Source organism: Azorhizobium doebereinerae UFLA1-100, assembly GCF_000473085.1.
Classification (GTDB): domain Bacteria; phylum Pseudomonadota; class Alphaproteobacteria; order Rhizobiales; family Xanthobacteraceae; genus Azorhizobium; species Azorhizobium doebereinerae.
The window spans coordinates 1-8959 of the sequence record NZ_AXBA01000065.1 but is presented as its reverse complement, the minus strand read 5'-3'; the positions used below and the strand labels follow the sequence as shown (position 1 = coordinate 8959).

General features: G+C 63.5%; 8 protein-coding genes and 2 pseudogenes. 7 read left to right on the top strand and 3 right to left on the bottom strand.

Features of this window, described 5'->3' with window-relative positions; all coding sequences use genetic code 11:
* The 3 genes and pseudogenes from YU1_RS31160 to YU1_RS33060 all read right to left on the bottom strand — a co-directional run.
* Positions 1–584: carbonic anhydrase (locus YU1_RS31160; protein WP_029005980.1), on the bottom strand; the 584-nt coding region annotated here is incomplete at its 3' end.
* A gap of 281 nt (positions 585–865) precedes the next feature.
* Positions 866–1081: an integrase core domain-containing protein gene (locus tag YU1_RS33730; RefSeq protein WP_156922447.1), complete on the bottom strand. Its 216-nt coding sequence runs from the start codon at positions 1079–1081 to the stop codon at positions 866–868.
* A gap of 152 nt (positions 1082–1233) precedes the next feature.
* Positions 1234–1644 (bottom strand): annotated as a pseudogene (locus YU1_RS33060) (DDE-type integrase/transposase/recombinase); the annotation flags it as partial.
* A gap of 1359 nt (positions 1645–3003) precedes the next feature.
* Here YU1_RS33060 and YU1_RS33055 point away from each other — a divergent pair.
* From YU1_RS33055 to tnpC (YU1_RS31150), 7 genes and pseudogenes are all read left to right on the top strand, one after another.
* Positions 3004–4005 (top strand): ROK family protein, encoded by a 1002-nt coding sequence (locus YU1_RS33055; RefSeq protein ID WP_084540122.1) that lies wholly within the window; start codon positions 3004–3006, stop codon positions 4003–4005.
* A 293-nt stretch (positions 4006–4298) separates the two neighbouring features.
* On the top strand, positions 4299–4676 hold the full coding sequence (tnpA, locus tag YU1_RS0124960; protein ID WP_029006387.1) for an IS66-like element accessory protein TnpA: 378 nt from the start codon (positions 4299–4301) through the stop codon (positions 4674–4676).
* On the top strand, positions 4673–5014 hold the full coding sequence (gene tnpB / locus YU1_RS0124955) for an IS66 family insertion sequence element accessory protein TnpB (protein WP_029006386.1): 342 nt from the start codon (positions 4673–4675) through the stop codon (positions 5012–5014). Before tnpA (YU1_RS0124960) ends, tnpB (YU1_RS0124955) begins: the two co-directional genes overlap by 4 nt.
* 77 nt (positions 5015–5091) lie before the next feature.
* Positions 5092–6744, top strand: a complete 1653-nt coding sequence (gene tnpC / locus YU1_RS0124950; protein WP_029006385.1) for an IS66 family transposase — start codon at positions 5092–5094, stop codon at positions 6742–6744.
* 16 nt (positions 6745–6760) lie between these two features.
* The gene (tnpA, locus tag YU1_RS0124945; RefSeq protein WP_029006384.1) at positions 6761–7195 is read left to right on the top strand and encodes an IS66-like element accessory protein TnpA; all 435 of its coding nucleotides are present in this window, start codon (positions 6761–6763) and stop codon (positions 7193–7195) included.
* On the top strand, positions 7192–7548 hold the full coding sequence (gene tnpB, locus YU1_RS0124940; protein WP_029006383.1) for an IS66 family insertion sequence element accessory protein TnpB: 357 nt from the start codon (positions 7192–7194) through the stop codon (positions 7546–7548). Before tnpA (YU1_RS0124945) ends, tnpB (YU1_RS0124940) begins: the two co-directional genes overlap by 4 nt.
* Before the next feature lie 42 nt (positions 7549–7590).
* A pseudogene (gene tnpC / locus YU1_RS31150) lies at positions 7591–8959 on the top strand (IS66 family transposase); the annotation flags it as partial.

The window sequence follows — 8959 nt, the reverse complement described above, 5'->3', positions numbered from 1 at the left end:
TCCTTCGGCTTCTTGGCGATCGCCGCCTCGATGCCCGGCTTCAGGGCATTCACCAGCCCCGGCAGATGGCCGGGCAGGGAGATGTTCTCCTGCACCACCTTGATGGTGGCGCCGATCGCGCCGCAATTGGAATGGCCGAGCACCATGATCAGCGGCACGCCCAGGAACTGGACGCCGTATTCCAGGCTGGCCAGCCCGTCCTCGTTGACGAAATTGCCCGCCACCCGGCAGACGAACAGCTCGCCCGGCCCCTGGTCAAAGACCAGCTCCGGGGCGACGCGGGAATCCGCGCAGCTGACGATGGCGGCGAAGGGATACTGCGCCTTGGCGCGGCCGGCGCGGCCGGCGGAGAAATCATGCTGCCGCGGCTTGTTGGCGGCATCGCGCCCGTTGCCGGCGGTCAGCCGCTTCAACGCCTCATCGGGGCTGATGGCGTTGGGGCGGGCGGGAGNCTCGGCGAAGGCCTGGCCCGGCAGGGCGAGGCCGCCCAGCAGGCCGGCCGTGGCAAGGCCCGCNGCTGCNAGGCCCGAGCCCAGCAGGCGGCGGCGCGAGAGGCCAGTTTTCGGCGTGCACAGCTCACACATGGAGGTTCTCCCCGTTCGTCGGTTCGCCTGGAAAAGGCCCACCTCAAGTCCGCGGCCAAATCTGCGGGACACGCCTGTATGGTCACGCGGAGCTTATCGTCATTGAACCCAAGAAGCCGCCTTTGGTACTTGGCTAAAAGCTGCGATCGGTGCTGAATTGTCGATTGTGCGGCATATCGAGCTTGACCGAGTGGTTATTGGTTAGCCCCCTAATGCGGATGTTGCCGGCATGATCCGTGCCCATTCGTTGGACCGTCGGAAGTTGGATTTTCCGGCCTCGTTCACTGCGGTGGGCTGGGTGCGCCGCTAGAGTTCTGCAACATAATCGGAGGTTTATGGCCGATGGCCCCATGCGGCCGGTCCCGGTTGCAGCGCCTGAGCCAAGCTTTCATCGTTTCGATCACGTCGGCAGGCGTCAGGAACCAGTGAATGTTCAGGCAGACTTCAGATCGGCTCGCCCAATACACGCCGCTATGATCGTTGATGAGCGCAATCATGTCTTCGACGGTTGTCGAGGTACACTAGGTCGAAAAATACATCATCCTCCGTAAGATCATATTTTACTCCAATGTTGCGGTCCGTTTGCAGTCATGTCGCATTGTGAGTCTGTCAGGGATAGATGATTTTGTGGCACGATAGCTGCCGCCCGCGCCGGAGGTTTGTGGCCGAGCGAAGAGTGGGGCGCTGGCGCCGACGATCCGCGTTCTGCCAGGCTGTAGAAGAGTTCCCCGTGCAGAAGCTCGTCACGCTGCCTGGAATTGAAGCTCTCGCAATACCGTTTTTCCGCCGTGAGCTAGTCTCGCACCGCCTTGGCGACGAATTCCGGGCCATTGTCAGAGCGTACATGCCCTGGCACGCTACGGAGCACGAACAGGTCCGACAAAACGTCGACGACTGCGGTCGAGTTGAGCTTGCGGTCGATGCGGATCGCCAAGCATTCCCTCGTAAACGCATCGATCACGTTGGGCATGCTGAACTTCCTCCGTTGTGCGTGCGATTCTCCACAAAGTCGTGGGACCCACATGCCTGGCATGCCCCGAACGCATAGGCCCTCATTCAGCCCCACCTGTTCTGCTGCTTGCAGGGTCATCCCGCCAAGAATTAAAAACATCGCAAGCGCCTTGAGGATTGCACGCGCTCCACTATGCGCATACAGCCATTTTCGGGTCAACATGTCACAAAGCTGCGCTATATAAATGAATTCATCGTTGTTTTTTTTCATAAAAACGAGATATCCGTAAAAATTATACAACATTGACACGCAAGGCAGCGCCTAATTATACTCGCTCTCAGTTATCGATTTTTTATGCAACGCGTGCAATTCTTCGTGGCGGCAGTCATGGGTAGCTCGGTGTGTGATTTTTTGTTGGGAGGAGGCGCTCCTGGCCTGTATCCGGTCCAGATCGTGTCTGGAATGTGAGGTATGTCATTCGCCGCCCTGGCGGGCTAGCGGCGATCGCAGCTGACTGTCTAGCGCCTTTGTGCAGGCCTAATTCTGTGAGTGTGGCCTTGCCGCTCGCGCCAAATGGGCGGGTTTTGCAGTTGTTATTCGCGGTTATTCAGTGTAGCGAGTTATTTCTTGCTTATGTTGCACTAATATTATCCAGGAGTCGTTACGGATGAATTAGTGTATGGCTACGATGCATTTGGTGGCACTTGAAGTGGGGGTGGAAAATGGAGGCAATTGTAGCTCTGGCTATATTGTTTATATTTATACTAGTTGCATGTTGGGTAGCGCTATTTATCATCCGCAACTGATATAGGGCGGGGGTAACCGGGTCCGCTAGATCGGGTTGGGGCGGGCTGTTACGTTTGAGTTGCGCCAGTCACACGTAGCAGACACGCTCGCTTATCCAGGAGGGCGTTGTCGTGTTCCGAAGTCGTGTTCCTTAGCCTGAGCCAGCGGAATGTTGCAGATTGGCTCAGGGAGCCGGCGATGGTTGAACCGGTCAGTCTGAGTCGCTACTGCTATCGTCGGGGCGGTCACGGGAAGCGGCAAGTCCTGAGTTCCGGCAGTTTTAAGCGGACCTTGCGAAGGATGGCGCACAAGAATGCAGCCTTGACGGCAGTCAAGTCAGTTCTGCGGCGCCCGTTTGTTTCCGAAGGCAGGCGGGGGCCACCAGCTACGTTCAGATACTCCGTCGGGCCGCCGACGGTGCCTTTCCTTTGCGGGGCGAGAAGAGAGCGCCCTCCGCCCATGCATGAGGCAGGCGAACCGATGCCGCGCCCTCCTGGATCGACGCCTACAACACGCAGAGACCTTCACTCAGCCCGCAACGGCATCCCGCCGTTCCAACGGTTGAGCAACCTTTCTGAATACAACAAGGAGGCATGCCATCCGACTAAGATGGAGCGGTTTCGATAATGGTTGATTTATGACGGATGCCGACTTTCTGTAATATGGAGGGGGGGGGGGGCGATGGACAACCGACATGGCGAAGCGCCAATTTATGGGGGGGTCGATGCCGGAGGCACCAAATTCATCTGCGCTATCGGAACTCTAGATCGCGACATTCGCGCGATTGAATCGATCCCGACCAGCTCGCCAAAGACAACACTGCTCGCAGTAGCCAAGTTCTTCAATAAATGGGAACAGCGCTCGGGACTCAGATTGTCCGGCATTGGCGTGTCCTCCTTCGGACCGCTGATACGAGACCCGCGCGATCCTGACTACGGTTCGCTGCGAAACTCCCCGAAGCCCGGCTGGCGAACCGCTGCGATTGGCAGCTACTTGCAGGAAAAGGTTAACCTCCAGCGCACCATTGGCTTGCCAGTAAGCATAGACACAGACGTGAACGGCGCAGCGCTTGCTGAACGCGAGTGGGGAGCAGCCCGCGGGATCGAAACATTCGCCTATGTGACGATAGGGACGGGTATTGGGGTCGGGATCGTGTCGGGCAGCGAAACCATCCGTGGCACCGAGTATGGGAGACTTCTCAATGGCGTAGGCCATCCAGAACTTGGCCATTATCGGCCCGGGAAGGACCCCGAACATGGCGAATATCAAGGGTGCTGCCCATATCACAGTGATTGTTTGGAGGGCTTGGCATCCGGCGCAGCCATTCGAGACTGGACAGGGAAAGACGCAAGAGAACTTTCCGACGATCACCTCGTGTGGAATCTGGTTGCACGGTATCTTGGCCACTTATGCACCGTGCTTATTCTGACGCTTGCACCGCAACGCATTGTGCTCGGGGGCGGTGTCATGGCACGGCGTCCCCTGCTGGCAAAAATCTGTGAGGCCACTGAAAAGAATTTGAACGGCTATCACACGCACCCGCTGTTTCAGCAGCGGCTGCACGATGTCATCGTTCCATCCTCGCTCTCGCCAGCAATTGGAATTAATGGCGGACCGTGTGCGAATGCCGGCGTTCTGGGTGGCTTTCTCCTGGCTCGCCGCGCGGCAAGCGCTTGGGCCTGACGTCAATCGAGTTGCGCTAAAGCGTCTGAACTGATGGGGTGGATGCCCCGCCCAGCATCGTATGATGCCCGTGCTGCGCCTTGGTGGCCCTTTCAGGGGAGGACCACATGCCAGATGTTCATGTCCTCGCGATCGGTTTGGCCAAACGGAGCTTCCAGGGGGCGGCACTGACCGGGGCGGGGCGGTTCTATTCAACCGTATCCCTCCGGGGAGGACCGCCTTGATGAGGTGTGGGAAAGCGCCGATTTTCTCGCGAAGCGTCATCGCGACGGTGCAAACCAGTGGCAGTCCCCATGGCATACGAACGGGTTGAGGTTATTACGGGTCGGGCGCGGCGGCGGGGCTACACGGCGCTTGAGAAGTCCCGGATGATCGCGGAAGCGTTCCGCCCCGGCGTCGTGGTGGCGGACGCCGCGCGTCGTCTGGGAGTGGACGCGAGCCTGCTCTATCGGTGGCGGCGTCTTTCGGAAGAAGAGCCGTCGGCGGCGGCGCGTTTCCTGGTGGTCGCGGACACGACGGTCGAGGTGGAGGAGCGTGTCGCGCCCTCGCCATCGCGGGCCGGTCGCTTGGAGATTGAATTTCCAACGGGAGCGCGGCTACGGGTGGACGGCGGGTTCGACCCGGGAACGCTCGGCGCGGCGATCGGCGCCTTGATGGGACGAGCGGAATGATCCCGTCGGGCGTCCGGGTTTGGTTGGCGTGCAGGGTGACGGACATGCGCCGTGGGATGAACTCGTTGGCGCTGAGCGTCCAGGAGGGACTGGGCCGTGATCCCCACGCCGGGGACGTTTTCGTTTTCCGGGGGCGTCAAGGCGACCTGATCAAGTGCCTGTGGCACGACGGTCTGGGGATGTCGTTGTACGTGAAGCGGCTGGAGCGCGGCCGTTTCATCTGGCCGTCGCCGGCCGAGGGCGCGGTCTCGATTTCGACGGCGCAACTGGCTTATCTCCTCGACGCGATCGATTGGCGCAACCCTCGGCAAACCTGGCGTCCGACGACGGCGGGGTGACCGCGACACGGTGAATCAGGGCCCCATTCAGGCCGAATTCCCGCGATATTTCAAGTAGTTCCAAGTATACTTCGAGCATGTCCGACGCCCCCTCGAACGATGTGTTCGCGTTACGCGCGGCCCTGGCCGCCGCGGAGGCGCGCGCCTTGGCGATGGAGACGTTGTTGATCTCGGCCCAGGCCGACGCGGCCCGCGTGAGGGCGGCGGCATCGGACGCCGAGGCCCAAATCGCGTGGTTGAAGCTGGAGATCGAGAAGCTTCGGCGTGAACTGTACGGCACCCGTTCGGAACGGAAGGCCCGGTTGCTCGACCAGCTTGAACTCCAACTCGAAGACCTGGAGGCGGCGGCGGGCGAAGACGACCTCGTCGCCGAACAGGCCGCCGCCAAGGCTGGAACCGCCCGTCCGGTGACGCCGCGCGCCAAGACGGGCCGCAAACCGTTCCCGGCGGACTTGCCGCGTGAACGGGTGGTCGTTCCGGCGCCGACGACCTGCCCCTGTTGCGGTTCGGACAAGCTGGTGAAGCTGGGGGAGACGATCACCGAGACCCTGGAGGTCGTTCCCCGGCGATGGAAGGTGATCCAGACCGTGCGGGAGAGGTTCTCTTGTCGGCAGTGCGAGACGATCACCCAACCGCCCGCGCCGTTCCACACCGTCCCTCGGGCTTGGGCCGGACCCAGCTTGTTGGCGATGGTTTTGTTCGAGAAGTTCGGCCAACACCAGCCGCTGAACCGCCAAGTGGAGCGTTTCGCCCGCGAGGGCGTCGCGATCAGTCTGTCGACCCTGGCGGATCAGGTCGGCACCGTCGCCGGACTGTTGCGACCGTTGCACGAGTTGATCGAAGACCATGTTTTGGCCGCCGAACGGCTGCACGGCGACGACACCACGGTTCCCGTCCTGGCCAAGGGGAAGACCGACACCGGTCGGCTGTGGGTTTACGTCCGCGACGATCGCCCGTTCGCGGGGACGGCTCCACCGGCGGCGATCTTCCGCTATTCCCGCGATCGTCGGGGCGAACATCCCGAGGAACACCTGAGGGATTTCACCGGCATTCTCCAGGCCGACGCCTACGCCGGTTACAACGGCCTCTATGACGCGGAGCGAAAACCCGCACCCGTTTCCGCCGCCTTCTGTTGGGCGCATTCGCGCCGGAAGTTCTTCGAGTTGGCCGACATCGCGGCGAACAAACGGCGCGGACCGAACGCCCCGCCGATCCCGCCTCTGGCGTTGGAGGCGGTGACGCGGATCGACGCCCTGTTCGACATCGAGCGCGAGATCAACGGCCTCTCCCCGGCGGAGCGCCTCGCGGTTCGCGTCGCGCGCTCCAAACCCCTGGTCGGGGAACTCGAAACCTGGATGCGGACCGAACGGGCGCGGATGTCGAAACACGCTCCCGTCGCCAAGGCCATGGACTACATGCTGACCCGCTGGGACGCTTTCACCCGCTTTCTCGCCAACGGACGGATCTGTCTCACCAACAATTCGGCGGAGCGCGCGCTGCGCGGCGTGGCCCTCGGACGGAAAGCGTGGTTGTTCGCGGGATCGGATCGCGGCGGTCAACGCGCTGCCGTCATGTACGGTCTGATCGGAACCGCGAAATTGAACGACGTCGATCCCCAGGCCTGGCTCGCCGACGTGCTCGCCCGCATCGCCGACACGCCTCAGACCCGCCTTCACGAACTCCTGCCCTGGAATTGGAAAGCCGCCCAAGTGACCCCGATCCCCGCATGACCGTGGTGCTCGGCGGATGGTTACGCTTGACCATAGACTTGAGCCGGAGGGTGAGGTCCGGCGCTTCGAGGTGATCAACGGCGCGATGGGGCGCCGGCGTTGGACGGCGGACGACCAGGCTCGGATCCTGGAAGAGACGCTCGCTCCCGGCGCCATGGTGTCCGCGGTTGCCCGCCGCCACGGACTGACGCCGCAGCAGTTGTTCACGTGGCGCCGTGAGGCACGCAAGGCAAGCGAGACGGTCCCAGCGTTCGTGCCAGCTGTGGTCACGCAGGAGATTGCTCCGGCATCGGAGCCTTCGCCCACATACTCGCGGCCGAAGCGGCGAGGCCGGCAACGTCGCGCGGCAGCCATCGAGGTCGACGTCGCCGGGGTTCGGGTGATGATCGAGAACGGGGCTTCGCCGTCCACCATCGCAGCAGTCATCGGCGCGTTGAAGGCCGGGTCGTGATCGGCCCGAGCGGCGCGGTCCGCGTCATGGTGGCGACGCGTCCGGTGGACTTCCGCAAGGGGGCGGAGGGGCTCGCCGCCTTGGTGCGCGAGACCATGGGCGCCGATCCGTTCTCCGGCACGGTGTACGTGTTCCGGGCCAAGCGCGCCGACCGGGTGAAGCTGGTGTTCTGGGACGGCACCGGGGTCGTTCTGGTGGCAAAACGGTTGGAGGACGGGGAGTTCCGTCGGCCCAGGGTAGAGGACGGCTCCCTGCAGCTGACGTCGGCCCAGCTCCAGGCCTTGCTCGAGGGGCTCGACTGGCGGCGGGTCCATGAGGTGCAGCGTACGACGACACCGGTCGCCGCCAGTTGAAGAGGCTCGCCGGGGCCGGGCGAATATGATTCTATCTTGATCATGGCCTCGCTCTCCACCGAGCTTCCCCGCGATCCCGAGACGCTCCAGGCGATGCTGATGGCGCGGGACGCAGAGATCGAGCGCCTGCGCCAGATCATCAAGGAGCTGCAGAGGCACCGCTTCGGCCGTCGGGCGGAGAGCCTGCCCGAGGACCAGTTGCTGCTCGCCCTGGAAGAGGCCGAACAGGTCGAAGCCTCTGGCTTCGCCGCGTCCGAGGAGCAGGCCCCGGCCGAGAAGGCCGAGCGGGTCGCGAAGCGCCGGGCAAACCGCAGTGCTCTGCCCGCCCATCTGCCGCGGATCGAGACCGTGGTCGATATCGAGAGCGACATCTGCCCGTGCTGTTCCGGCAAGCTGCACCGCATCGGTGAGGACGTGGCGGAGCGGCTCGACATGGTGCCCGCCCAGTTCCGCGTCCTGGTGGTGCGGCGGCCGAAATATGCCTGCCGCTCTTGCGCGGATGTGGTGGTGCAGGCCCCCGCTCCGGCGCGGCTGATCGAGGCCGGCATCCCGACCGAGGCGACCGTCGCCCATGTGCTCGTCTCCAAATACGCCGACCATCTGCCCCTGTATCGCCAGGCCCAGATCTACGGGCGCCAGGGCATCACGCTCGACCGTTCGACGCTGGCCGACTAGGTAGGACGCGCGGCCTTCCTGCTGCGCCCCGTGCACGAGCGGATGCTGGCGGCGCTGAAGACCTCGCCCAAGCTGTTCGCCGACGAGACCACGGCGCCGGTGCTCGATCCCGGGCGAGGCCGGACAAAGACGGGCCAGTTCTTCGCCTATGCCCGCGACGACCGGCCCTGGGGCGGCGCCGACCCGCCCGCAGTCGCTTATGTCTATGCACCGGATCGCAAGAGCGGGCGGCCCGCCGCCCACCTCGACGGCTTCAGCGGCATCCTGCAGGTCGATGGCTATGCCGGCTACAAGGCGCTGGCCGGGCGCAACACGGTGAACCTGGCGTTCTGCTGGGCGCATGCACGGCGCCGCTTCTACGAGCTCGCACAGTCAGGCCCCGCGCCCATCGCCGGCGAGGCCCTGCAGCGCATCGCCGAGCTCTATCACGTCGAGGCTGCGATCCGGGGGCGGCGCCCGGATGAGCGTCAGGCCACGCGCCAGGAAAAGAGCAGGCCGATCATCGAGGCTCTCGAGCCATGGTTGCGGGCGAAGCTGGCGCTGATCAGCCAGAAGACCAAGCTCNCGGAGGCGATCCGCTACGCGCTCTCGCGCTGGGAGGGGCTGCCCCTCTTCCTCGACGACGGCCGCGTCGAGCTGGACAACAATATCGTGGAGCGCTCCATCCGCCCCCCGGCCCTCACCCGGAAGAATGCGCTCTTCGCCGGCTCCGACCGCGGCGCCGAGCACTGGGCCG